21 protein-coding genes and 1 tRNA gene are annotated in these 25,379 nt (G+C 51.1%); 12 read left to right on the top strand and 10 right to left on the bottom strand.

Annotated elements, in window-relative coordinates; translation table 11 throughout:
* Positions 1–12 precede the first annotated feature (12 nt).
* Positions 13–1,671 carry a cytochrome c oxidase subunit I gene (ctaD, locus tag ACXAGD_RS09715; protein WP_170331069.1) on the bottom strand — a complete coding sequence of 553 codons (1,659 nt, stop codon included), beginning with the start codon at positions 1,669–1,671 and terminating at the stop codon, positions 13–15.
* Between the two features lie 301 nt (positions 1,672–1,972).
* Between ctaD and ACXAGD_RS09710 the strand changes: the two genes are divergently transcribed.
* On the top strand, positions 1,973–2,392 hold the full coding sequence (locus ACXAGD_RS09710) for an HIT family protein (protein WP_475210091.1): 420 nt from the start codon (positions 1,973–1,975) through the stop codon (positions 2,390–2,392).
* Here ACXAGD_RS09710 and ACXAGD_RS09705 read toward each other — a convergent pair whose 3' ends face one another.
* Positions 2,393–2,818, bottom strand: a complete 426-nt coding sequence (locus tag ACXAGD_RS09705; RefSeq protein ID WP_475210089.1) for a MerR family transcriptional regulator — start codon at positions 2,816–2,818, stop codon at positions 2,393–2,395.
* Between the two features lie 80 nt (positions 2,819–2,898).
* On the opposite strand from ACXAGD_RS09705, the gene ACXAGD_RS09700 reads away from it, so the two are divergent.
* Positions 2,899–3,831: a cation diffusion facilitator family transporter gene (locus ACXAGD_RS09700; RefSeq protein WP_475210085.1), complete on the top strand. Its 933-nt coding sequence runs from the start codon at positions 2,899–2,901 to the stop codon at positions 3,829–3,831.
* A gap of 288 nt (positions 3,832–4,119) precedes the next feature.
* Here ACXAGD_RS09700 and lipB read toward each other — a convergent pair whose 3' ends face one another.
* Together lipB and ACXAGD_RS09690 are read right to left on the bottom strand one after the other, a co-directional pair.
* On the bottom strand, positions 4,120–4,776 hold the full coding sequence (lipB, locus tag ACXAGD_RS09695) for a lipoyl(octanoyl) transferase LipB (protein WP_475210084.1): 657 nt from the start codon (positions 4,774–4,776) through the stop codon (positions 4,120–4,122).
* Positions 4,777–4,815: 39 nt separating this feature from the next.
* Entirely contained in the window at positions 4,816–5,475 is a 660-nt protein-coding gene (locus ACXAGD_RS09690; protein ID WP_475210083.1) for a DsbA family oxidoreductase, read from the bottom strand.
* Between the two features lie 143 nt (positions 5,476–5,618).
* Here ACXAGD_RS09690 and ACXAGD_RS09685 point away from each other — a divergent pair.
* Positions 5,619–5,705 (top strand) — tRNA-Leu (locus ACXAGD_RS09685).
* A 79-nt stretch (positions 5,706–5,784) separates the two neighbouring features.
* Here the strand turns inward: ACXAGD_RS09685 and ACXAGD_RS09680 are convergent.
* Positions 5,785–6,051, bottom strand: coding sequence for a helix-turn-helix transcriptional regulator (locus tag ACXAGD_RS09680; protein ID WP_475210080.1), 267 nt, complete (start codon positions 6,049–6,051; stop codon positions 5,785–5,787).
* Between the two features lie 596 nt (positions 6,052–6,647).
* Here ACXAGD_RS09680 and ACXAGD_RS09675 point away from each other — a divergent pair.
* From ACXAGD_RS09675 to ACXAGD_RS09650, 6 genes are all read left to right on the top strand, one after another.
* Entirely contained in the window at positions 6,648–6,788 is a 141-nt protein-coding gene (locus ACXAGD_RS09675; RefSeq protein ID WP_475210078.1) for a hypothetical protein, read from the top strand.
* 354 nt (positions 6,789–7,142) lie between these two features.
* Entirely contained in the window at positions 7,143–8,738 is a 1,596-nt protein-coding gene (locus ACXAGD_RS09670; protein ID WP_475210076.1) for a hypothetical protein, read from the top strand.
* 181 nt (positions 8,739–8,919) lie between these two features.
* Positions 8,920–9,975 carry an AAA family ATPase gene (locus ACXAGD_RS09665; RefSeq protein ID WP_475210074.1) on the top strand — a complete coding sequence of 352 codons (1,056 nt, stop codon included), beginning with the start codon at positions 8,920–8,922 and terminating at the stop codon, positions 9,973–9,975.
* Positions 9,976–10,270: 295 nt separating this feature from the next.
* Positions 10,271–11,410, top strand: a complete 1,140-nt coding sequence (locus tag ACXAGD_RS09660) for a DUF262 domain-containing protein (protein WP_475210072.1) — start codon at positions 10,271–10,273, stop codon at positions 11,408–11,410.
* Positions 11,407–12,525, top strand: coding sequence for an AAA family ATPase (locus ACXAGD_RS09655; RefSeq protein ID WP_475210070.1), 1,119 nt, complete (start codon positions 11,407–11,409; stop codon positions 12,523–12,525). The genes ACXAGD_RS09660 and ACXAGD_RS09655 overlap by 4 nt, the downstream gene beginning before the upstream one ends.
* Positions 12,526–12,539: 14 nt before the next feature.
* Positions 12,540–13,487 carry a hypothetical protein gene (locus ACXAGD_RS09650; RefSeq protein ID WP_475210068.1) on the top strand — a complete coding sequence of 316 codons (948 nt, stop codon included), beginning with the start codon at positions 12,540–12,542 and terminating at the stop codon, positions 13,485–13,487.
* Between the two features lie 199 nt (positions 13,488–13,686).
* Here ACXAGD_RS09650 and ACXAGD_RS09645 read toward each other — a convergent pair whose 3' ends face one another.
* The 5 genes from ACXAGD_RS09645 to ACXAGD_RS09625 all read right to left on the bottom strand — a co-directional run bounded on the left by ACXAGD_RS09645 (position 13,687) and on the right by ACXAGD_RS09625 (position 21,124).
* A complete protein-coding gene (locus ACXAGD_RS09645) occupies positions 13,687–14,640 on the bottom strand; it encodes a PD-(D/E)XK motif protein (protein WP_475210066.1) in 954 nt (317 codons plus the stop codon).
* 6 nt (positions 14,641–14,646) lie between these two features.
* Positions 14,647–16,941 (bottom strand): Z1 domain-containing protein, encoded by a 2,295-nt coding sequence (locus tag ACXAGD_RS09640; RefSeq protein ID WP_475210064.1) that lies wholly within the window; start codon positions 16,939–16,941, stop codon positions 14,647–14,649.
* The gene (locus tag ACXAGD_RS09635; protein WP_475210062.1) at positions 16,841–18,415 is read right to left on the bottom strand and encodes an ATP-binding protein; all 1,575 of its coding nucleotides are present in this window, start codon (positions 18,413–18,415) and stop codon (positions 16,841–16,843) included. Before ACXAGD_RS09635 ends, ACXAGD_RS09640 begins: the two co-directional genes overlap by 101 nt.
* A complete protein-coding gene (dcm, locus tag ACXAGD_RS09630; protein WP_475210060.1) occupies positions 18,415–19,719 on the bottom strand; it encodes a DNA (cytosine-5-)-methyltransferase in 1,305 nt (434 codons plus the stop codon). Before dcm ends, ACXAGD_RS09635 begins: the two co-directional genes overlap by 1 nt.
* 574 nt (positions 19,720–20,293) lie before the next feature.
* The gene (locus ACXAGD_RS09625) at positions 20,294–21,124 is read right to left on the bottom strand and encodes a tyrosine-type recombinase/integrase (RefSeq protein WP_475210059.1); all 831 of its coding nucleotides are present in this window, start codon (positions 21,122–21,124) and stop codon (positions 20,294–20,296) included.
* Between the two features lie 313 nt (positions 21,125–21,437).
* Between ACXAGD_RS09625 and ACXAGD_RS09620 the strand changes: the two genes are divergently transcribed.
* Genes ACXAGD_RS09620 through ACXAGD_RS09610 form a run of 3 tightly spaced genes read left to right on the top strand, consistent with a single transcriptional unit; the run spans position 21,438 to position 25,350 of the window.
* Positions 21,438–22,421, top strand: coding sequence for a glycosyltransferase family 2 protein (locus tag ACXAGD_RS09620; protein WP_475210058.1), 984 nt, complete (start codon positions 21,438–21,440; stop codon positions 22,419–22,421).
* 5 nt (positions 22,422–22,426) lie between these two features.
* Positions 22,427–23,362, top strand: a complete 936-nt coding sequence (locus tag ACXAGD_RS09615; protein WP_475210056.1) for a hypothetical protein — start codon at positions 22,427–22,429, stop codon at positions 23,360–23,362.
* On the top strand, positions 23,359–25,350 hold the full coding sequence (locus tag ACXAGD_RS09610; RefSeq protein ID WP_475210055.1) for a tetratricopeptide repeat protein: 1,992 nt from the start codon (positions 23,359–23,361) through the stop codon (positions 25,348–25,350). Before ACXAGD_RS09615 ends, ACXAGD_RS09610 begins: the two co-directional genes overlap by 4 nt.
* Positions 25,351–25,379 lie beyond the last annotated feature (29 nt).

The following is a 25,379-nucleotide window of genomic DNA, read 5'->3' as shown; positions in this document are numbered from 1 at the left end:
TGAATGGCGGGATCAGTGCGCGTGGCCTTTGTCCCAGTCTTCCTGCTTCGGCAGCTGCTCAAACGTGTGCTCGGGCGGCGGTGAAGGCAGGGTCCATTCCAGCGTGTCCGCGTATTCGTTCCACGGGTTCGGACGGGTCTCTTTCGCTCCGCGCAGCAGGGCGTAGATCACGATTCCGAAGAACAGCAGGAACGAGGCGAACGAGATGAACGCACCAATCGACGATACAAAGTTCCACTGAGCGAACGCTTCAGGGTAGTCGATGTAACGGCGCGGCATGCCCTGGCGGCCCAGGAAGTGCTGCGGGAAGAAGGTCAGGTTGGCGCCGATGAAGAACAGCCAGAAATGAACCTTACCCCAGAATTCCGAGTACTGACGACCGGTCATCTTCGAGAAGTAGAAGTATACTCCTGCAAAGATCGCGAAGACAGCACCCAGCGACATCACATAGTGGAAGTGCGCAACAACGTAGTACGTGTCGTGATAAGCACGGTCGATACCGGCCTGCGACAGAACCACGCCGGTCACACCGCCAACGGTGAACAGGAACAGGAAGCCGAAAGCGAACAGCATCGGCGTCTTGAACTCGATCGAGCCGCCCCACATGGTCGCGATCCACGAAAAGACCTTAACGCCGGTCGGAACCGCAATAACCATCGTGGCCAGCATAAAGTAGGCTTGCTGACGCAGGGACATGCCGACTGTGTACATGTGGTGCGCCCACACGACAAAGCCCAGAACACCGATCGCGATGATCGCCCAAACCATCGGCAGGTAACCGAAGATCGGCTTGCGTGCGAAGGTCGCAATCACGTGGCTGATGATGCCGAAACCGGGCAGGATCACGATGTACACTTCCGGGTGGCCGAAGAACCACAGGATGTGCTGATACAGGATTGGGTCACCGCCACCGGCCGGGTCAAAGAAGGTGAAGCCAAAGTTGCGGTCCATCAGTAGCATGGTGATCGCGCCCGCCAGAACCGGCAAGGACAGCAGAATCAGCCACGAGGTGACGAAGATCGACCAGCTGAACAGCGGCACCTTGAACAGGGTCATGCCCGGGGCACGCATGTTCAGGAAGGTGGTGATCATGTTGATCGCGCCGAGGATCGAGGAGGCGCCCGATACGTGTACGGCGAAAATCGCAAGGTCCATGGACATGCCGCCCTCGGTCGTGGACAGCGGCGGGTACAGAACCCAGCCCACACCCGAACCAAGCTGGTCGTTACCACCGGGGCTTAGCAGCGAGGCGACGCCAAGCGAGGTACCAGCAACGTACAGCCAGAAGGACAGGTTGTTCATCCGCGGGAACGCCATATCCGGCGCGCCGATCTGCAACGGCATGAAATAGTTGCCAAATCCGCCGAATAGGGCTGGGATGACAACGAAGAACATCATCAGAACACCGTGATAGGTGATCATCACGTTCCACAGATGTCCGTTGGGGGTACATGGGTCGGCCATGAAGCCTTCCAGGCACATATACTGAACACCGGGGTGCATCAGCTCGAGCCGCATGTAAACGGTCATCATAACCGAGATCAGACCGGCCAGTGCCGATACGATCAGGTAGAGAATCCCGATGTCCTTGTGGTTGGTCGACATGAACCAGCGCTGGAAAAAGCTGCGCTCGTCTTCATGGCCGTGACCATGAATGGCTGCGTCTGCCATTATAGGTGCCTCCTGTTGCAACTGACCACGCAGCCAGACCTCTCCGGTGCGCGGTATTACCGTGGTTTTAGAATGCGAAAGAGGCGCCTTCAATGGCCGAGTTTGATCTGGATCAAGATTAATTGTCGCGGGTCGGAGGAAAACCCGCGAAATCTTGGCCATGAACAGGGCACATGTGGCGATTGCAAAACAAATTTCAAGGTCTGTGGGGGCCTGTTCGGGCGGCGCTGCAGAGTTCCGCCTTGACCCTTGGCGGAGTGCGCCGCAGAACTAACGCAATTCCCGAAATCGGAGACTTGATATGGCCGCTTACGATCCCGACAACATCTTCGCCAAGATCCTGCGCGGAGAAATCCCCTCGACCCGTGTGTACGAGGATGACGATACGCTGGCCTTCATGGATATCATGCCCCGGTCCGACGGGCATCTTTTGGTGATCCCCAAAACCCCCTGCCGAAATCTGCTTGATGCGTCGCCCGAACAGCTGGCCGCTGTGATCTCAACCACGCAGAAACTGGCCAAGGCCGTGGTCAAAGCCTTTGATGCAGACGGGGTCACCGTCCAGCAATTCAACGAGGCCGCAGGCGGGCAGGAGGTTTTTCACCTGCATTTCCACGTTCTGCCGCGCCATGAGGGGGCCTCGCTGCGGGCTCCGGGTCAGATGGGTGATTTCGATCTGATCGCGCAGCACGCGGAAAAGATCAAAGCGGCATTGGCCTGATTAGTTTTTACCATCATGCGGCCCCAGACATGCACTGTGGTCGCCAAACGCGTGGAGCACGGCGCAAACATGGTTGTGCCCACCATCGCAGGCTGCGGCAATACGGGTCAGTTCGGCCTCGAGCTTGCGCAGCTGCGTGATCCGGTCCCGCAGGTCAATCAACTGCCGTTCAGCGATTTCGTGCGCCCGATCCAGATCGGAGCCACGCGCGCCCTCCAAAGACAGCAACGCTTCTACATCGGCCAAGGGCAGGCCAAGGTCGCGCCCATGGCGAATGAACCTCAGGCGGTTCAGGGCGGCATCATCATATCGCCTCTGGTTCCCGGCTGTTCGATGCGGTTTGGGCAGCAAACCTTTGTCCTCATAAAACCGGATTGTCGGCACCTTGACACCGGCGCGGTTGGAAAGCTCTCCGATCGAGTACATTTTTCGTGTTTCGCCCCTTGAACCTCTAGTGGCTAGAGGAATTACATGAGGTGTGCAGCCGAAACAAGGGACGCCGGAAAATGCCGCATGATCATCACGGGCACACTCACATTGATCCAACGATAGGAGACAGGCGCGTCGCCGGGGCGATAGCGGTCAACATGCTGCTGACGCTGGCTCAGGTCATCGGTGGAGTACTTTCGGGGTCGCTGGCTCTGATCGCGGATGCGCTGCACAACTTCTCGGACGCCATCGCCCTGATCATTGCGTTCTTTGCTCGCAAGATCGCCCGCCGCCCTGCCGATCCACGTATGAGCTTCGGATATGGCCGGGCCGAGGTGGTGGCGGCGCTGATCAACTACACGACGCTGATCGTGCTGTCGGTTTACCTGATGTACGAAGGTGTTATGCGGTTTTTTCAGCCCGAGCCCGTCAATGGCTGGATGGTCGTCTGGATCGCGGCCCTTGCTTTGATCGTTGATCTGATAACCGCTGCACTGACCTATACGATGGCCAAGGACAGCATGAACATCCGCGCAGCCTTCATCCATAACGTGGCAGATGCGCTGGGATCGGTTGCCGTGATCGTTGCTGGTGCCGCCGTGATCCTGTTCGGTTGGACCTGGGTTGATCCCGCGGTCACGATCCTTATTGCGCTTTACATCCTGTGGCACGTCCGATCCGAGATCGGCGAAACCATCCGGGTTCTGATGCTGGGCGCTCCACCCGGTCTGATCCCCGAAGATGTCGCCACCGCCATCGAGGCAACCGACGGCGTCGCCGGTGTTCACCACATCCATCTGTGGAGTATGCAGGAGCGCGAACCCGCTTTGACCGCCCATCTTGAGATTGCCGGCCCGTACTGGGCAGACGCGGAGCTTATCCGGCAGGCAGTGAAGAAGGCGTTGAAATCCGGGTTCGGGATTGGCCACGTGACCCTTGAGCTGGAACGCACCGATCACGCCTGTACAGCGGCGCCCCGATTTGGGCATCAGATATTGCATCAGCCCTAAAAAGGAATTGCCGTTCCGATTTGGGGTCGGAACGGCAGACTCGTAACCAAACACTTTTCCGAATACCCGGTTTACCCAGGATCACCGGTTTAACACACCACTCACTCTAGAACGGTAAGGATAGAGTACCCGTAAACGCGCGTTTTGTATTCGTCGGAGTGAGCTTTCCGTCAATAAAGCCCAAAAACTTTGGGCAAAATGGTGGATTGTGACTAGGTTCGGAAACAAAGGCGCTGGCAACCGGAGATTGTTAATCCTCATTTAGGAAGGCAGCGATTCGGTTCCTGTTCAGGCGTCGACCGGCTGAAAGCAATCCACGAAGGTTTTCTGCAAGGCGTTGTCGACATCAGCCATCGTCACCGGCAAGCCCAAATCAACCAGCGACGTGACCCCATGCTCGGTGATACCGCAGGGGACGATGCCCGAGAAATGCTCGAGATCCGGTTCGACATTGATTGAGATGCCGTGGAAACTGACCCATTTGCGCAGGCGTAAACCGATGGCGGCGATCTTGTCTTCGGCAGGTTGGCCGGTGGCAGTCAGAGGCTTGTCATCGCGGCGCACCCAGACGCCGACGCGACCGTCGCGGATTTCACCCTTTACGTTGAACTCTGCCAACGCGGAGATCACCCAGATTTCCAGCTTTTTTACAAAACCTCGCACGTCCTTGCCGCGCTTGTTCAGATCCAGCATGACATAGGCTACGCGCTGACCAGGGCCGTGATAGGTATATTCCCCGCCGCGTTTGGCCTCGTAAACCGGGAAACGATCTGGATCGGTCAGGTCTTGGATCCGGGCGGAAGTGCCCGCCGTATACAGCGGTGGGTGCTCCAGCAACCACACGCATTCCTCCGCCTCGCCCGCGGCGATCGCAGCCACCCGCGCCTCCATGAAGGCGACGGCTTCAGTATAGTCGGTTAGCCCGTCGGTGATCTTCCATTCCATGACGGTTCCATATCGCGCAGGTGGGGCAAGGGAAAGGGGTCAGGCGGCCTCTGCCAGACAACGTTGAAGGATCTGGGCATAAGTGTCCGTGCCCTGCGCTCCTGTAACCAGGTATTTGCCACCGAACACCATAGACGGCACGCCCGAGATACCCTTGCTTGTCCAGAACTCCTGCTTTTGACGCACGGCCGCGACATGCGCGCCGGATTCGAGCGCGGTCCGCGCGGTATCAGCATCCAGCCCGGCGACAGTGACCGCTTCAAGCAAGACATCAACCTTCGAGACGTCCTTTTGGTCGGTGAAATAAGCCTTAAACAACGCCTGCTTCAGAGGGTGCTGACGGCCCTGAGACTCAGCCCAATCCAGCAACTGGTGCGCTGCAAAAGTGTTTACTATTCGGCTATCGTCGTCGAAATTGAACTCGAACCCCAGTTCCGCACCCAGTTGCGACAACCGATCCCGCGCCTGTTGGCTTTGTTCCGCGGTCGTTCCGTATTTCTCCATGATATGCTCGCGCAGGTTTTGACCTTCGGTCGGCATGGTGGGGTTCAACTCGAACGGATGCCATCTAAGGTTCGCCAGCACATTCTCATGCTTCAGCGCCAGGTCAAGCTGGCGAAATCCAACGATGCACCACGGACAGACGACGTCCGAAACAACGTCGATCTGAAGGACGGGGCGGGGATCGGGGGTAGTCATGTCCAGGCTCCTGGCTGGGTAATGAGGGGTACCGTGCAGCTATAGATATGGATGCAGGAAGGGAATTCAAACCGGCGTGTTTTTTGCCTCTTCACATCTCGATCATCAGCGTCTATACGCCCCTCTACCAAGTCACTGGCAGTGCGGTCGTGGCGGAATTGGTAGACGCGCAGCGTTGAGGTCGCTGTGGGGTAACTCCCGTGGAAGTTCGAGTCTTCTCGACCGCACCAAAATCAACCCCTAAGTGACAGAAGCTAATATATTTTTGCGTAGCTGCCTTATTCAGCCCCACAATTGGCCCCACATCCGTTAATCCCCGCTTTCCGGCCTTTCGATCCAAAATTTGATTTCAGATACTTTGACTACAGATCTGCTACCTACTTTGTAGATCCTAATGTCTCCGTTTTTGCTGGCCCTATAAAGCGTGTCTTTCGATACACCGAACCATTTAGGCGCCTCGATCAGCGGTACGTAGAGCGGAGCGAATTCAGGCATCGCCTGGGCGGCCTCGCGAATGTATGCGATGTCGATCTCATCGACACCATGAGCTACTTCGAATTTGCTTTGATAAGCCATGTTGAACTGCCTCAATGGTATGTTGTTTGCGTTCGCTTTGGGAATTCATTGCCGTTTGCGAACCTTGAGGTGGTAGTATCACGAAAATTCTCTTCGTCCGGACAAAGCCAAAATATGTCGCTAAGTGTCCCGAGATTGCCAAATAATGTATTGATAGCAATATGTTAATTCTCACAAGTGATCGCATGTAAAACAGCACTGAGAACCATTCGGTTGCGGTAGTTGTACAGCGTCAGTTCGATAGAGACAAAGCGCTCCCGCAAGTAGGCAGTTTGCGGAGCAGTTTTTTACTCCCAAAAAGCGGTTACCCTGGCAATTAATGCGCTAAATCACGTGCGCTTTGTGCGCGAATTCGTACACAACATAGCAGACATGAAAAACTACGCAGATTTCATGTGCGCGATGAAACTGATGCTGAAAAAAGTGGATCATGATCCAATCTCCCCGAGGTGGAAAAACGTATCTAACTTACTGTGTGTATAATGTGTATGGTATGAAAGTTGAAGTGTCAAGCATTTGACGCACTGTGTGTATAGTATTATCCTGGGCCTATGAAAAAACTTGGTGAATGCCCCCCGCGAAGACTGCAAATACTGATGACCGATGAGGAACTGTCGGACATCAAGACATACACCCATCAAAATGAGATCTACGGACGTTCGGCGGCAATCCGTGAGCTTGTGCGTATCGGACTAGAAGCGGAGAAGGCTGCCGGAAGATTCAAAAAGGAGGGCTAAACCGACCCAATAATCCTTGTGGAAATTTCTTACATACTCAGGGAAATTGTTTTCTTTTGTACGGAGTAATGCAGACAGCCCCCAATTTTTTGTTTTTGGCAACCATTCTAATTCGTCCGATTAGAGCCTCGGAAGCAGCATGAGATCCTTTCGGGAACTTAAAGGTGCTCAGTCTTTTTAAGAGTTTTAAACCGCATTTGTGCCATTTGCTTTCTGGCGAGCAGAGGTCGTGGCCACATACCTGAAGTTGGAGTGACAACGCCCCTTTCGCGAGACATTGCGGTCAGAGGCACGGAGTCGATTTAGCTCAAAGCAACGCTTGTCCTTTGGCAATTGAACCGAGGGACAAAGGTTGTGAACAAGAACAACGCGGGTAAAACCCGCGACCAGAGAAGATGTGCGCCACGAAGACGTGATCACCAGAAAACCAAGCTGGATAGCGGGCAGGCAACGTATTTTTATGGGCATGAGGTGCTCCCGCCCAAAACGTTGCTCCAAGTAGGAAAGAAAGTTGCTTACCAGGGTGGGTTCCGTCTCGGTTCAGGCTCCAAAAAATACCGAAAAATGTCTTCCGTAGTTGCCGAAATGGCGGCTGAAGTTGGCCAGGATCTATACAGGCCCGGCAAGAAGAAAGCTGCACAGTTCTTGTTAGGGCTGCCCGACGGTGAATACCTGGCGATCTGCTACACTGCATTCAAACACGACAAACGTCTGCCGTCCGTCGCTTTGGTGGATACAACTCAAACGGCGGCTAATATCCAGTACCACTATGAAACCAAAGTGAAGGGTCGGGCTCAGTTGGCGGCGCTAACATTTCCAGCGCTCGAAAAAAGAATTCTCATTGATGACTATGAAGCCGGCGTGGAGTTGGCATTCAAACGCATGAACAAGCTCAAAACTGCGCTCAAAAAATCTAGCCTGGGCGATTTTGTGTACGTTCAACTGGAAGCACCATTCCATCCTGAAACGGAATCCTTCTACCTGCATTTTCATGTTTTCTTGACGTTGGACTTTGGTGATCTCCCTCGTCAAAGAACATTGGCATTCATCAAGGAGAACACGCTTTGGCTGAAAAATAAGGCTGGAATTCATCTAAAGCGCATTACCCATCAGGATGTCGCCCGTTCCATTCGATACGGAACAAAGCCAAGCACGACCGCATATGAGATTGCCTCGTCCAAAAACAAAGAGGTATTCAAAGAATATCTGGCGATCTCCAAAGGCCAACGACTTACCAGGACGGAGGGTTTGCTTAAGACGACAGTGCAGGAACTAAAGGCGCAAGGGCGACGCACGAAGTTTTCCCAATGCGAAAATACAGGTCGTCTTTCTGTCTGCCTGGTGGAAAAACGTGGAGCCCACCAAGCAGAACCAATTGCACGTGCGGGCCGCAAGCAAGGCAGGAAACAGGACTCGTTGAGTTCAAAGACAGGGAGCAAGGCTAAAAATGTTTACTGCGGTTGTGGTCGACCTGTCGCGACATCAGGTGGTCGCATTGTCGCCTTTGGGTACGTCCAGGATTTCTGTGAAAAAACTTTCGAGCCAAGTTTAGGTAGTGGTGTTCAGGGCAGTTTGTTTGAAGTCAATCGGACTGCTCGACATGCTTGGGAGACGAACACGGGAAGATCGTTCGATATGAAAGAATTCCTTGCTCCAATTGCGGACGACATAATGCGCTTGCTCCGCGATGCTGAAGTACAGAGTTACACGGTAATCGCGTCGCCAATGGTACTGAAAACGATCCGGGCGATACACAATGAACGAAGTCGACGATTCAAGAGGCAAAAGTCAGTTCGCCCAAGAACAACTGGTGAGAAAGGTAGTGCAAAAATGCGATGGCGTTGGCCTGCAAGCGTGGCCCTTGCATTCGATTGGATCTCAGGGTTCATGAAGAGATTTCCCATTGCGAAAATCAGGTTTTCTTCAAGCACGGCTACCTATCACGATTAGAAAGTCCATTGAATTTCCGATGAACCTGCAATATGTTACGCGAATGCAAAGAAACCGGATCCGCATTCACTTGATATGAGCAGCAGCTTTGCTGGTCGAAGTCTATTGAATGCAGGCGGTCTGTTTCTGAGGGTAGTTTCCTTGACATCACCATCTGCGATGCTTGCATGAGGGTGTTTATATGCCAAGAATTGTACAGTTGCTCACCGATCTGAAACTGTTTGAAACCGATGATGAGGACGTCGAACGACGCTTAAGGGCCCATTTAGAAGAGGTTCGGTATTCAAGTTGCAAAGATGATAACGCCAAGGAGCCAAGGCGCGTGACTTGGCAGGATACCGACAAGATCCGTCGTCGTGCAAAGAAGATCATCGAAGCCCGTGGCAAGTATTCTCAAGGCCAACATCTCTCCCGAGCTGACAGAAAGATGTTGCGGCCTGTTATGAACGGAGTTTCAGTGGGTGGCCCATCGTCTGAACATCAAGTCGATGAAATCGCAGCAACGCTGTATGATGAGATGCCTTGGATGCAGCAGGTTATCAATGAAATCTGGTTGGACATGCGCCACCACGTCATTGAGTATGGTGCAGGGCTGAAGTTGAGGCCAACGCTTTTGGTGGGCGGCGCAGGCCTCGGGAAAACGCATCTTGTGCGTCGAATTGCAGACCTTTCACATCTGCCGGTGGTTCATATTGATGGAGGTGCAAGTTCCGAGGGATTTCCTGTCGCTGGCTTGAGTCGAGGGTGGGGTGGTGCTGAATGTGGACGCCCGCTTAAAACGATGCTGTCCTCAAAAGTAGCAAATCCGATTGTCGTTATCGATGAAGTCGATAAGGCCGGGACCGCTTTCGGTACTAGCGGTCACAGTACGTCAATGCATTCTGCTCTGCTTGGTTTGCTGGAACCTGTGTCGTGTGCCAATTGGCACTGCCCATATTTCCAGATTGGAGTTGATATGAGCCGGATCAACTGGTTGATGACTGCCAACGATGCAAGTGTTCTTCCGGCATTGCTACGGTCTCGCATTCGTACAATTCATGTCGATTCGCCGAGTGAAGCTCATTTGGCGACGTTCATTGAAAAAGAAGTTCGAAGGCGGTCGCTACCTGAATACTGCCTGGGACAAGTAATGAACGCTATCCACAAGCCCGTTTGGAGCCAGGCTGTCAGCGTTCGTTTAGTTGTAAAGCTTCTTGATGAAGTACAAAGGTTCGAGACCTTGCCCCTGAAACACTAGTAGGAGAGTTTACTAGGCAAGCTTAATTTCCATGGCTTTCGGGCTCGCTTGAGTCCAGAAATCGAAACGACCTGTCAGCACTGATGTTCTCCACTGAGTGGGTTGCTGCGATCTGTTGAAGCCACCACAGCAAGTAGACATTGCATATTAGGGCGGCAACATGTAGTTGAAACATTGCAAGTTTTGGGCTCAACATGCCAAATTGTCACTTACAGAATCCCGTGAAACTGGAGGTGATCGGGGGGAAGCCGATCTGAGATTTCGGAGCATCTGTGACTTATTCGAAGGAACTGGTATGGTCGACCAAATCGAACTCGACGACGAAAACGGTTTTGAGCATGAAGATTATGGGAGCTCAGAAACATCCTTTGATACCGAGCGACCATTCGATCCAAAAAAAGTTGATGTAACAATTACAACTCCAAATCTGAGTGCGTTGATCTCTAGACTGAAACACGGAGAAATTGATCTTCTTCCGGACTTTCAGCGGTCAGGTGATTTGTGGAGCAAACAGGCTCAAAGCCGGTTGATTGAGTCAATACTCATTAGGCTACCAATACCTGCATTTTATTTTGATGCAGTCTCTGATGAAAAATGGCAGGTAGTCGACGGACTTCAGCGACTTTCCGCAATCAAAAACTTCGTTTTAGAGAAGACTCTTGCTCTTACTAACCTTGAGTTTTTGCAGGAATTTGAAGGTTGTCGTTACGACGACTTACCTCGTCCGCTACAGCGACGCATTGAGGAGTTTCAAACTTCGGTGTACCTGATCAGACCAGGGACACCTCTGCAAATGAAGTATTCCTTGTTTCACAGAATCAACACAGGAGGGTTGAAGCTCACGCCACAGGAAATTCGGCATGCAATGAGCCAATCTGTAAACAACGGAGAGGCGTCAGCGTTTCTGACTTATTTGGTTCATGAACCTGCATTTGAAACGGTTGTTGGAAAAAACAACAAGAGAATGTCACAACAGGAACTGGTTCTAAGACATCTGGCTTTTGCAATTTTTGGATTGGACGAATACAGGTCATCCTTGCCCAAGTTCCTAGATGCCGCAATGATAAAAATATCTGAAATGGACGATGAATTACTACATGCATATGGGCAAAAATTTCTTGTCTCGATGGAGATAGCACATGAAATCTTCGGAGAAGATGCCTTCAGGAAATCCCTCGTTGCGGGCCAGAAGAGACTAGTTAACAAACCATTGTTTGAGGCTCTGTCTGTGGGTTTGGCCGAACTTGAATACGACGACCAAGAGACTCTTTTGCTAAATGGAGAGCAATTCCTTGAAGAATTCTCTGACTTGCTGAATGACCCAGAATTCAATGAAACGATAAGCCGGTCGACCGCCAGTACAGCACACGTTTACGCACGATTTTCTTACATTCAAGATTTCATTCAGGACTTTATCCGGAGAACACAAATATGATCGAAAGGCTCTCTTTGGTCAATTTTAAATCCCTACAGGAAGAGTATTTTGATCTTGAAGGTTTAAATATTTTTTCCGGTTTGAATGGAGCCGGTAAATCATCGATTTTTCAATCTCTACTACTCTTGAGACAGTCATTTGAAAAGCATATTTTGCCAGATACTGGTGTTTCACTTGTGGGTGACTACACAAATATCGGAACTGGTCGAGATGTGTTATTTGTGGGTGCGGACAAGGAAGTTATCGGCATTCACTTGATCTGGGAGGCTTCCGAATTAGACCTTTTATTCTCCTACAAGGAATCCTCCGACATGCAGCCGCTTTCCCCAGAAGGCTGCAAGATCTCTGGGGAGCCATTTGGGGAATCATTGTTCACTTCAAATTTCCAGTATCTTTCTGCCGATAGAATTAGTCCTAAAACAATTTATGAAGTTTCAGACTATGCTGTCAATCAGAGCCGCTCTCTCGGAATTACAGGTGAGTACACGGCGCATTTTTTGGCAGTGAATGGAAGCAAAAACATACCCCTTGATTCACTGGTTCATCCAAAATCGCCAACAAGTTCCCTGATTGATAATATTAACGCTTGGATGTCAGAGATCACACCGGGAACAAGGGTCGTGGCAAAAATTATCCCTGATATAAATCAGGCCAGCTTGCACTATCAATTTGCTTCGGCATCTGAGTTAACCGACAAATTTAGACCCGAGAACACAGGGTTTGGATTGACTTATGTTCTACCGGTGGTTTTGGCGATATTATCTGCGCGAGCCGGAGATTTACTTATGATTGAAAATCCGGAGTCGCATCTACATCCAGGTGGGCAGTCATTAATCGCAAAGCTAGCATCGATGGCAGCTCAAAGCGGTGTGCAAATTTTCATTGAGACCCATAGTGATCACTTTTTCAATGGGGTCCGAAACTCTGTGAAATCTGGATTTATTGAACGAGACTGTGTTCAGACATACTTCCTCTCCCGAAACTCCGAAAATGACCTTCATTGCGCGGCTGTGGAGAAAATTTCAATTGATGACCGTGGCAGAATCGAGCACTGGCCTACCGGTTTCTTTGATGAGTGGGATAAGAACCTCGATGCACTTCTGTCAGAGGGCTGAGGATGTCAGATTGCGTGGTTTTGAATGATGCCTCACTTCCTTTCCCAAGCGACACGAATTTTGGAAGCGATTTAGTAAACTTTTTCAATATTTTAAAGAAGACATATGAAGCCAAAATTCGATGTGCTCGTGCCGATGGCGTCGAGGGCAATTGGAGCACTTTAAACTATTCTGAAACATTTAATTTTGGCGATTGGCTGAATAATGAAGTTGACACCGATGAACGCCGGTCAATCAAAAGGGTAATGAGTAATGTGCCATGTCCACTAAACGCCGATGTAGGGAAAGTGCTAAAAGAAAGGATCTTCTCACTTGCTCAGGATGACAGTGTCTCAGTTGATGCTCTTGGATATGCTGCAAAACTTGGTTACCCAAGCCTAAGTTTTCCATCACATGATCGCTGGGTAGATGAGTGTCTAGAGATACTGGAGACAACTGAAGCTGGTGGCTTTCTTAAGGAAGAGATCTATAAAGTTAGAAATTTCGCAACTCTGGCTCAAATAGAGCCCTTTTTGAAGGACTTAGAAAGGGAGAGGCAGGAGAGCGCCGGATACTTTTCAAAACTGAAAGCTCGAAACAATATTGATTTCCAGAATATTATTTTTGGAAAAGAGGCGTTGAAGGCGTTGCGCAATCCCGCAATCTCGGGGCCGAATAGTGTGGAGTTGCTAAATGTTTTGAATAGATTGAATTCCGAGATAAAAAACTCCAACTCCCAAGAAGAACTCATTGAGCGTACTGGATTGGATATTTCCGGTGAAAGTACGGTGACTATGGGGCATAAGAAATTCGCTCGGAAACGCACCTTTGATCATCCAGATCTTGGGAGGGTATTATTTGAGTCTCATGTGAAAAATTTTAAACTTTCCAAGCGAATGCATTTCCTGGCCGATTATAAAAAGGGTGAAATATGTATTGGGTACTTTGGAAATCACCTGCCGACAATTTCAGACCCAACGTGATGCTTTGATTTCATTTTAAATGGTTCGATCAGCCATTTTGTCCAACATTATTGAACAACGGTTTCCGCCTTCACTGTGAGGGCGGTCAAGACCAAATGGCCCCTGGATCGACGGTGCTTTGGGTTGGTAACAGTCTTCAATTGGTAAGTGACCGGAAAGTAACTGCCGGCGGTCTTGGGTGTTTAATTTGAGTGCACCGTTATCCAAACCCGAGTTTTTCCATCACTAGCGGGGTGTCCAAGTGCGCTACGTGAGACAGTTCAACATCAAACCGAATATTTTCGATAGGTTCACCTGCTTCTACAGTTGGCACTGGTATGTTTCGCGCATCATATATCCTGAAAGCACTCTTGTCGGGATATGCTTGAAGTCGAAGTGGGCTTCGATAGATATCGCGCCCACCTTTGGTCAAGCATTGAAGCAGGAATGCGTTACGAAGTTCTGCATCGGTAATTTGTTCCGCGACCAAGTCTATCATGCAACCGACAGATCTGCCCGCCGGGATTTCTTCGACGCAGAGTGAAAAAACATATGCACAATAGTCACCCGCCGGACGCAGTTGTTCCATCGAGAATCTGTGCTTCGGAGTGTTCGAGAGCGTTGTTTTGACGTCAAGAACAAAAGTTTCTGCGATGAAATCGTACTTTGCGTTTTTTCGGGAGCTCCAGGATTGAACGGCTTTATCGACGTCTACGGATTGAGCTATCGCGAAGACCTCACCCCAAAGGCCGATAAGGTCCCTAGGGCTGCTAACGACTTTGCTAAAAAGCGCGGCAATCTCCTGAATACTTTCCGCTATTTCGGAGTTTTTGAATGCGTTACCTTCGCGGTTAAAACGCTCTTCAAGGATCTTCATGAAGAGGCGTACAATGTCAGGTTCATCGTCTTTCAACCGGATTACTGAGTAGCAACCTGATTGTACCTGACCGCCAGCAGTTTGAATTTGGCAGTGTCTTGAGAACTCAACATCTACGGATTTCAGAATGATATCTGGCCTTACATCGGTCTCCTTGGCATTTAACAGAAGCGATGGATATGCTTTGTGATCAATTGCGAGCCATAGCGTTTTCGAGCCTGTGACAGGTAGTCCATATTGAGAGCCTTCGGCTCGTGGGATGTTCTCGCAAAGCTTCTTGTAAAGCGCGAACAGCATAGTGCGTTACCTTTCTATCCAAACGCGCTCCATTAAAGGATCGGGTATGTGAACTGCGAGAATGGGCACGTCTTTAAGCAAGCGCTTCTTGTCGGCCGTTTGAATATCATAGCGATGGAGTTGAAATGTCACGGTCTCCGAGGACACCAGTGCGCGCGCGCCAGGATAGTTTGTTCGAGCGTTAGAACCTTGGAATAGGTTTTTGATCTTAGGCGGAGTCTTCTTTGATAAACTTCGCTTCGAACTTACGCCCGACCAGGGTCCAGATAGAGCATAGAAACTGCATCTCATTTCTGGTTCATCAGCGATCATTCGTTCAAGCCCCAGCATTAGTGCACCGTGTTCAAGTGTGTCGTCCGGCCATTTGTAACGAAACTGGCCAATAAAAGGGACAATTTCGGCTAAGCGCAGTGTATTGCTGAACTTGGGAACAACTTGTTCATCATTCCACCCGTTTTCCTCGTAGGACTCAAAAGCAAAGGCATCTAAGATTGCGTCTACGGTGTCACGATTGTCCGAAACAACTTCTGCGTCGTCGAAGGGGTGATTAGGAATGATCCAACCACCTTTTCCCTTTGATTGGTACATTTCCAACAAAATGATTGAAGAACGCGTGGGCTTTAGACTTTTGTCCAGAGGGTAGCTTCGGCGCCAATCTTTAAGTGTCTTTCCTCCTTTCAAGTGGTTACGGATTGATCCGCGGATAGTCTCCTCGTGGCGAACATACCCAGAGAAAGCACTTATGTTCTCTTCTGTCAGGTAGATACGGCATAGACCCAAATAGCGTTTCTTGTAGCCGAAGAAGCGTGCTCTTTGCTGGATATTGTCGGCGTTGCCAACACCTGTTGAACGCGGCATATAGGATACGGTCAAGCCCTCCACGGTGAAGCCGCGGTCGAGTCCAATCCCACCCACAAGAATCCAGCTATATTCTGCTTCCCAATCGATTGGCGCAATGCGGTTTTTTTCCCGTGTATTGAGTTCTTGAACGGTTGTTTCTTTCATTGCCTCAAACAAGACAGGGGCAATGTCAACGAAGCTAAAGTCGGTTTCATAGGTCTGAAGTAAACCCCTGGCTGAAGCATCGAATTGCTTCAAAAGGTTTTCGTGCTCCGGATGGGTTGTGTCTTGAAGGATGTCTGTCCAGTGGTCTGTGATCTGGCGAACCCATCTCGCGAACATCAAGTGCTCGTCTTTTGCGACCGCTGGATGGATCATCATTGAACGGTTTCGGCCTTTTTGGAATTCCCCTTCTAGGAATCCAATGGCAACACCGATAAAAAAATCCCGTAGAGCGGATTTAAGGCTCTCCGGCGGTTGAAGTGGCAAATCGTCTTTGTCAGGAACATCTTTGCTCGGAATGAGTTCAACGTACTTGTTTTGCCCTTCAATGAAGAATTCTTGACCGCCGACGTAATGATCGCCTGGCGTCAAGACGCGTCCAAAGTCTGGGGATAGCGCATCGATCCTGCTTATGAGCAAAGGAGCCTGCGGCGTGGCAGTGTAGAGGAGATAGCTGTGATGAGGAAACAACTCCCTTAATTCCCTAATGCGCTGGTAGGTTCTGCTTTCATCCTCCTGTTTGGCTTTAGTATTCATTCCCGCCTGGTCACCTTCGTCATCAATGATGAGCGTTGGAATGTCAGAAAAATCAGACTCGCCGAGCAAGCGTGCTAGATTTTCGAGATGTTGATGCTGTTTCATCGATACGATGATGATGGTACGCGCACGCGGAGAATTGCGGCGCCATGCATCAAGCTCCTTGTTCACGCGTCCGGCTTCACTTTCTTGAAAAGCCTTTTGCTGCGTCGTGAACCGGTTCCATTCACGCGCACCGGCCTTGTCCAGGTCGGTCTTTAGGCGGTCAAAGGACTGTTCGACAAGGTTGTTGGTTGTTCCTGCCAGCAAGATTACAAGTCGATAGCCGTTGTCTCTGGCCAGCGCCGTTAGGCTGGTGAATGACAGCGTTTTTCCGCTTTGTACGTAACCAATCACAAGACCGGTATTGTTATGATCACAGCATTGCGGCGGCGCACACTCGCTGAGGATAGAGACGGTTTCCTGTACTAACCTCTCTTTTTCGGTTTCTGAGAGATTGTCATTGGAATTCAGTAGATCAGTGAGCGCGGGCCCCTGAACTGGGGACCATTTTCCAGAAGAAACAGAATTGTTGGCAGAGATCGTAATTATGTTTGGTTGGTCAGTCATTGGCGATTGGTTTTGAAAGTTGGTTTTTGAGAATTTCGTTGGTGTATCGACGAACAGCGGACGGGTTTCGATCAGCGCGTTCGCCAGCTGCAATTTCCGCGAGAGCCATGGCCGCCGCGATGTTCATGACCGCAAGGAAGCCTTCTGAATCCAGAGTCGGAAACTGCGCCATAAAAGGATGTAGCATTGCGATACGGATGCTGATTTGGCGCGGCTCGGGGTCTGCGATGGACGGTCTATTGCTTATATCAAGCCACTTAGAAGCATCATCTGCGTAGGATAGCTCGATGGAGACGATCCATTGCTCATCCCTAAAGCGCGTTCGAACCTGTACATGTTCCTGCTTGTTTGGCGGAATATCGGGAAGCGGAGTTTCCGGCGATGGTTCAGGCTCATCTTGTTGGAACAAATCAGGAGAGCGTCCTGCGCCGGGTGTGGAATGCGATAAATCCTGCCCTTTGAGGCGCTCGGCCATCGTCTTTAGCGCGGTAGTAGCGTCCTTCCGTTTAGCCTTCGCGTCTTTTTTGCTACGGTGCTCACGCACTTGTTGCAAAAGCGGAAGCTCATCAGATAGCAGTATCTTCCGGAGTTCCTTAAGAAACGTGTCTTCGCTCTCTTCCCATTTGATACCGTCCTTGGTGTGGCTGACGTGAAAGCCGCGTAGGTGTATCTCTCCAAAAACACGAAGATATGCGTAGGTGTTCGACGCACCAAAAATGTCTTTCGGTCGGTAGGTTTCATCGAAACTGCCCATGATGAGCCGTTTTCGTCGAAAAAGGGCCAATCCGGCAAATTGGTTGCTAATAGTCTTGCGGATAGCCACAAAGCCCGTCGCAGCTTTGCCGTCACCCAGATCAATATTGATGTCTTTCTTCCACTGGATATCGGGCCCATCGGGATCACGGTAACTCGGCGCTAACAGTATTTCAGGGTCTTCGAATTCAAGCGGTTCGCCGTCAATACGTAGTTCCATACTGCCTTCTCGGATGAAGACACGGTAAATGCTTGCTAGATGACTTTTGATCTTCTTTACCGTGTTTCCCTGCGGAAAACGGCGGATATTGTCGAGGCGAATTTCCGTGTAGTGTTTGTCGGTTGCAACTTGAGTCGGAACGACACGCAACTCTTCCACACTGTCCTCTACAATCTTATCAATATCAAAGAAAATGGCTCGTTCGATGTTTTCTCCGAGCGCGCTGGAGGTGACACTCCAGTTAGGCGCAAACCAGCATGCAGCACTCTTCATTCCCATGCCGAACTCTGACAGACCGGTTGCGTTAGGTGGAACCTCAGCTGGTCGGAAAGCGCGCGCATAGTCTCGTTCGGCAATCCCTGCCGCGTTATCTCTAATTGTTATGCTATTCTCTTGGGGGTAAAAGTCTATGTCGATGATAAGTTTGTAACCGCCGCCATCTACCTTTTTCAGTGCGTTTTGCTGGCTAATACTACTTTGAATGGCGTTGTCCACGAACTCCGCAAGCGCGAACCAAGCCTTGTAATTTAGATGCGGTAATACGGAAAGAACGTTTACGCCGGGTCGAATGTTTACCGAACTTAGTTGGGTCATTACTCAACTGCCACCGCCAACTTTTTTTCGAACTGCTTTGTCTCGCGATCCGTCAATGCGTCGAAAATATTCCTGACTACGTCAACGTTGACCGCGTTACCGAAAGCTTTGTACGCTCCGTCTTTTGTTTCGGGTAAGAATTTTAGAGCGCCCATGCTTTGTAGGCGGCTACATTCTCTTGGTGTCATGTATCTCTTCTTCCAAGCAATAATTGGCACTTGACTAGTGGTCATTGCGATGAGGGATGGTGCCGTGTCAGTTTTTTTGACACGAATGCCACTGGCACGAAACTGAATAACGTGGTTCCAAATGTTACGTTCGGCACCTTTGCAATTCCACTCAAGTTTCTGAAAACTTGGAGGAAAATCTTTAATACGATCAATCCACGGATCAATTATGTCTTGGTGACGTGAGTAGAAATTGCGGTTTTTTTCAATGAAATCAATTTTCCACTTGGGAAACTCTACAAGCGATGTGCGAGCGTAGGAAGGCAGCAGTTTTTTGACTTCATTCGGGGACTTGCCATCCAAAGAAACACCGAACGCGCCCTTAAAAGAATTCAAGCCACTGTAGCCAATCGCATCTGGTGTTTTTCCTTCTAATGGGTAATTCGCACCGAACTCCATAGCCCATATCGGAAACGATGGCAGGTGCTCATCAACTGGAAAAGCCGCTATAAAGTCCTGCCATGTTTCAAGGTACTTGAGATGGTCTTTGTTTAGAGCGTGTGCTTCGTCAGGGTCGTCATCGAGAACTGTGTGAATGGAAGTTGAGGAAATTTCGGTAGGAATCGGCCAAGAAAACTCCCCCAAACCATCAAGATCACCAACAATAAACGCGCGTTCGCGTTTCTGCGGAACGCCAAACATGTGCGGAGACAGGCGTTGAAAGGAAATGTCGTAGCCAAGCGACCGCAGTTGATCGCAGATGATTTTCCAAGTTTCTCCGCCTTGGTGGCGCATGAGGTTTGGAACATTTTCTACTATAAAATAGCGTGGTTTCTTCAACTTTAGAATGCCGACCACATAGTCAAAAAGGTTTCCCCATTGCGGACATTCCAGTCCCTTTTGATCACCGGCCTTTGAAAAGGGTTGGCAAGGAAAACCAGCACAAAGGATATCGTGATCGGGAATTGCCCCAAGGTCGACCTCCCGGATATCTCCTGCCGGGAGAACTCCAAAATTTCGATTATAAAGAGCTGCCAGGTGCGGATTCAGTTCAGAAGCAAACACACATTCGCCACCACGCTGTGCCAGCGCTTGATGGAATCCACCCAGTCCTGCGAATAAATCGATAAATTTCATGATCTTATGGCTGCTTCTATTTTTTGCATAGAGCCTATACACGTATACTTTTGGTTGCAATAGGTGAGAGCTGCGCGAACGAATTATGTCTTGTCGGGTAGTCGTTTCGCTCCTTCTGGATCCCAGATGCCTTGTTCATCTTCGCATAATGACAGCTTCAAAGAGCTAGAGTTCCGGGCTACTCAACCGCAGACACGTTCACAGCCTATTTCAGTTGGTCGCCGAAGACTTGCTGGTTAATTACGAAGCTTGACCACTTGGACGTGAGCATACGCCGCGGCTCCAATAAGTCTGACCTTTGATACGAGCGCTCAGTCTTGTTCCCAACTTTATGAGCTAGGCAAGTCTCTGAAATTGTTTCTAAACCGGCATGATTCTCACGTTGCCAGTCCTTGAAGCTACTCCGAAATCCATGAGGACGACCCGGCTCACCCATTTCATCTAGTGCCTTCAAAAGAGAGTTTCCATGAATAGGTTTGCCTCCATGTCCAGGAAACAGAAATCCGTTTTTTCTTCGCTTCTTACATTCCTCTACAATTAGCAGGGCCTCAGGCGCCAACGGGACACGGAAGTCTTAGGCATGGCTCTCGGTGCTTTTCATGCGCTCTGCGGGTACAGTCCAAACATCACCTTCAATCTCGTCAAAGCAAGCGCCGCAAACACTGTCTGCGCGTTGAACAGTCAGGATGATAAGCCTTAACGCAAGATTGCTGGAGGTTGGCTTATTCAAGCGATGGTACAATGCGGGCACGTCTTGCCAAGGCGTGGCTTGAATGTTGTTGGTTTTGTGATTGATTACAGGAAGGCGGCCTACAGCTTTTTTTACGATTAGAGGGTCTACCTTGGCATCTTGGTCCAAACAGAAGTTCAATACCATTCTAGTTCTTTGAACTACCTTGTCGGCGGTCGGCTTATGGTTCGTCCAAATTGGTTCCAACACCCGGACGATGTCGTGGGTTTTCAACGAGGAAACACGCCGCTTCCCAAGTTTCGGAATTACATGGGTGTCCAATGGAGAGCGCCATCTGCCAGCAACCCCACCTTTCTTTAGTTTAGCCGCGTTGTGTTTGAGGCAGCTTGATACGGCATCTTCGAAAGTTGGGTCATATGCATTCTGTTCGATTTGTTTTTGAGCGAGTTTTTCTTCCCTAACTTCAATGGGATCGCGACCATTGTTTTTGACGTTTTCCCATTGGTCCCTCGCCAAGCGCGCGTTAGCCAAGCTGATGCTGGGGTATGGTCCCAAACCCATATCCCTTCTTCTGCTCATGTAGCTGTAGCGGTAGATCCATTTTCCTGAAGTTCGAGAAGTCTTTTCAAGCTGCAAACCACCTCCGTCGTACAGCGTCCCGACTTCAGTGTTCTTTACTTTTGGCGCACTTAGTTTGTGTCTTGCTCTGCTCATTTCATTGCCCTCGGCCCCACAATTGGCCCCACATTTGACTTGCAATTTTCTGCATCGGTGTGCGGCTTCTAGCAACAGGGCGTCAGGTAAGTTATTGAAATTAAATTGGCTGTGCCGCAGCCTGCAATGGTCTGCTGCACTTAGTGTGTCTTCTCGACCGCACCATTCTCATCAGACAATCTGGCAATTGCCGCCCCCGTGCCGGGGTAGAGTTGCACCAGTTTTCTTCGGATTCTTGATATCGCGATTTCCTGTCTCGCCCATGTCCGCAGGGTTGTGTATGACGAACGACAATACAAGTCGGGAAGTTTTGATGTCGCAGGCCATTACCGTATTCACCACCATGAAGAACGAAGGCCCCTATATGCTGGAATGGGTCGCGTTTCATAAGACGCTGGGCGTCGATCACTTTGTGATCTTTACCAATAACTGCGATGACGGCACCGATGATATTGCCCGCAGATTGCAGGAGCTGGGTCTGGCTACCCATGTTTCGAATGAGGTAAAAGAAGGTGGAAATCCGCAGCATCAGATGCTGCGGCGGGCGCGACGTCAGCCCAAGGTCAACGAAGCCGACTGGCTGCTGTGTCTGGATGTCGATGAGTTCTGGAATATCCGCCACGGTGACAACAGCTTTGACGCTCTGATCTCCGAGGTCGAAACACGTGCAGGTAAGCAGGTGGATGCGATCTCATTCGCGTGGAAACTGTTTGGAAGCTCTGGAAACATCAGCTTTGAAGACCGGCCCGTAACCGAAGCTTTCGAGATGGGTGATCAGGAGTTCCCCCATCATTCGGGCCGGGCCTACGGTCTGAAGACCCTGTTTCGAAACAACGGAAAGTTCACCCGCTTCGGACCCCATCGCCCGAAGGGGATCGAAGAGGGCAAGGAGGCTGAAGTCGCTTGGTCGGACGCCGGAGGTAAACTTTTCCCGGCCGAAAAGGTTGGCTGGCGCGCATGGCGTGGGTTCGATCACTCGCTGGGGCGTCTGCACCACTATTCAGTCCGGTCTCTGGACGGTTTTCTGATCAAGCGCGATCGGGGGCGGACCAACCACATCAAAGTGGATCAGGGGCGGTCCTATTGGCAGGACATGAACGCCAACAAAGAAGCCGACCCGTCCATTCAACCCATCGCGCGGCGCGCGGCACCGCTGCTGGAAGAGCTGAAAGCGGACCCGAAATTGGGAGAATTGCACGCCCAGGCCTGCGACTGGCACCGTGCCAAGATTGCCGAGATTAAAATGCGCCCGGACTGGGTGGATTTTCGGATGTGGCTGGCGGATAATCTTATCTGAGGATCATGGAAGACGACCTTTCCAAAGAGCAGTTGAAACCTGAACACCCCGACCGCAAGACGGGGTACGAACGTATTTTGACCGATCCAGCGCCACCGTGGTTTGTAGAGCTCTATCCGGGCGGAGACGGAACTGGTTTCTTGCAAAAACTTGAACGCCATTCGGTGCTGTTCCACCAACGCTCGACCTCGCAACTGGTTGTCAGCTTTGACAATATCGCAAACGCCAATGACCTGTCTTTTGCACGCGAGCCCTGGGGTTGGAAGTTCTTCCGTGACGAGGGGTGGTCGCATATGGGCGTCTTTGCACGCACCAAAGCGTGGTATCGCGACCCCGAGATCATCTCGTATTTTCAGAACCTTGCGGCCGAAGGTTATTTCGATAAATTCGAACGGGTTGTCTTTGCCGGTGCGTCGATGGGCGGGTTTGGGGCGTTAACCTTTTCCGAACTGGTCCCCGGTTCAAATGTGGTTGCGTTCAATCCGCAAACCACGTTGGATGAACGTCAGGTGCCCTGGGAAACCCGGTATCGCTTTGGTCAGGTTCAGGACTGGGACCTGCCTTTGAGCGATGCGGCGCAAACGGTGAAAAAGGCGGGCAGGGCCTATGTGTTCTACGACCCGTTTTTTGACCTCGACCGGCGGCAGGTCACACGGTTGCAGGGGGACAACGTCCTTTTGCTCAAGACGTGGTTTTCGAACCACTTCGCTGCGCCGATGCTGCGCAAGCTAGATATCCTCAAGCCAGTGATGCTGAAGGCGATGGACGGATCGCTGACGGAAAATGACTTCTACCGGATGATGCGCGCCCGTCGCCGTCTGCCCATGGTCATGCGCGCCATTGAGGCGCAGGCCGGTGAGCGTCACCCGCACCTGGTCCGGAAAGCCCGCCAAAAGTTCCGGGCTCTGCGACGTGCGGCTTTGGCCGAAAGCTCGCAATGATGCCTAAAAAAGGGGTGTTTATCGGACAGCGCAAGGATCGCATGGGCGCGCGCCTTCTGATGATGCTGACCTGCATTCGACTGGCCGAGGACTTCGGCACCTCCTACAAAGTGAATTGGTTCCCGCAAGGATCTGACGCGCCAGAGCTGGATAAACCGCAGGAGTTGTTCGCGGAGGACTGGATGGATGCCCGTTTTCTCGGCGCCAAGGAATTTGACCGGCTCTCCAAAAAGGCGCTGCCGATCTGGAATTTTCAAGGCGATAAGACTCCGGATCGACTGATTGCACATCTCGACGCGGGTCGCTCGGTTCTGGTCGAAGAAGGGTTCGAGGTGCTGGCCTTCCAGTGGGAAGATATCGAGGCGATTCGCCCGCGATACAAGGACTTCATTCATCAGATCGGCTTTACGGATGAAATCCGAGCCATCATGGCATGCGCGGACGAGAAACTGTCTGGGCAGGGTGTGTCGGCATATCACATTCGACGTGGGGACATTCTAAACGGATTGCCCTGGAAGCACACGACCTGGCCCGCAAAAATCGAACCGGAAGAACTGTACGAGGCGCATCTGGAGAAAGCCGCCGGGCAAACGGCCATCATGTTTTCCGATCAGTCCGAGTTGATCACCCGGTTCCAGAAACGTTTCCCTAACTTGTTGCGGATGTCGGATATCGCGGATGTTTCTGGCATGCCTCGGGCACAGCGCGATTTTCTGGAACTTTATACGATGTCGCGGGCCGAGCAGGTGGTGGCGCCCTATATATCGGCGTTTTCAATGGCCGCTGCCCGGATATCGGGGCGGCAACGTCTGGTGTTCAAGGATGTTTTGGCAGAAGACGAAATCTCTATAGCAAATCATCGCGTAGTCGACCGCGTTGCCCAAGGCCCAGCTGCCTTTCTGAACCCGTCTGAGGCGGCACATATCTATTCCAAGGCCGCGCAGTATCTAAGCGCGCGCGATGAAATAGAAACTGCCTACGATTTGGCCCGGCCGATTTTGGAGGCAGGTGCGGACAATGCGTTCATGCCGCTTCTGCAGGCCATAAACTGTTTCTACCTTTCAAAGTGGAAAGAGTGCGAAAAGCTTGCCGCGACCGGGTTGGACAACAAGAACCTGTGGTCCGAAGACTATGCTGCATTGCTGGCATTGCGCGCGGCCACGCTGGGGGCGCAAAAGAAGAGGTGGTCGGCCAGCCGATATTTGGCGCGGGCATTCTGGGGTAAACCTTTGCGTCCCGACGTTGCGGTGCTGGCCTCCCGAATGTTGTACCGCGATCAGATTTCCGCCCGGCTGTTCCCACCGACGGACTGGCAGGTGCAAAGACAGCTTCGGCGGCGGCGCTTTCCGCCCTTTAACAATCTATATCTGGTGCAGCACAAGGTGCTGGTCAGGCAGCCCTGCAATTTTGACTTTGTCTTATTGGATTGGTCCGATCTGGCCCTGGATCAAAAAGCTCGTAGGATTCTTGACGATCGCGCCCGCTTGGAGAGGTTGGCAGAAGGGTTTGACAACCTCGAAGGCGTAAACGCTGACGATCCGGGTATTCTGTCAGGCAGGGCTTTGCTGGACTGGCACCTGGGCGCCACAAACCTGCCGCAAGCCATCGATGAGACACGGAAAACCACATCGGGCTGGCCGGAAAACCCGCTTTACCACAAAAGGTTGTCGTCGCTTTATGAAGCGGATGGTGATTTGGCACGCGCAAGGATGACGCTGGCCGAAGCCTTGGCCTGTGATCCCGGAAACCCGTTTCTGGTCTTCGCAATGGGGAAGTTTCTGGAAAGGAATGACGCCGTCGACCAAGGCCAAAACCAGATCATTCAAGCAGCTGAACTTGATGACGACTCAGCGGTTATTCAGGGCGAAGCCGGACAAATTCAATTGCGGCGCGGCAACAAGGGCAAGGCACGGACTTACCTGCAAAAAGCGCATGATTTGTTTCCGCCGTTCAAGCGTTTTGCAAACCAGCTGGCGCGCACCCGATGAGAATGGCGCAGGTTTTCAGAACGATGCCG

It is taken from the genome of Ruegeria sp. ABF4_144 (genome assembly GCF_056160045.1).
This window is presented reverse-complemented; position numbering and strand designations above follow the sequence as displayed.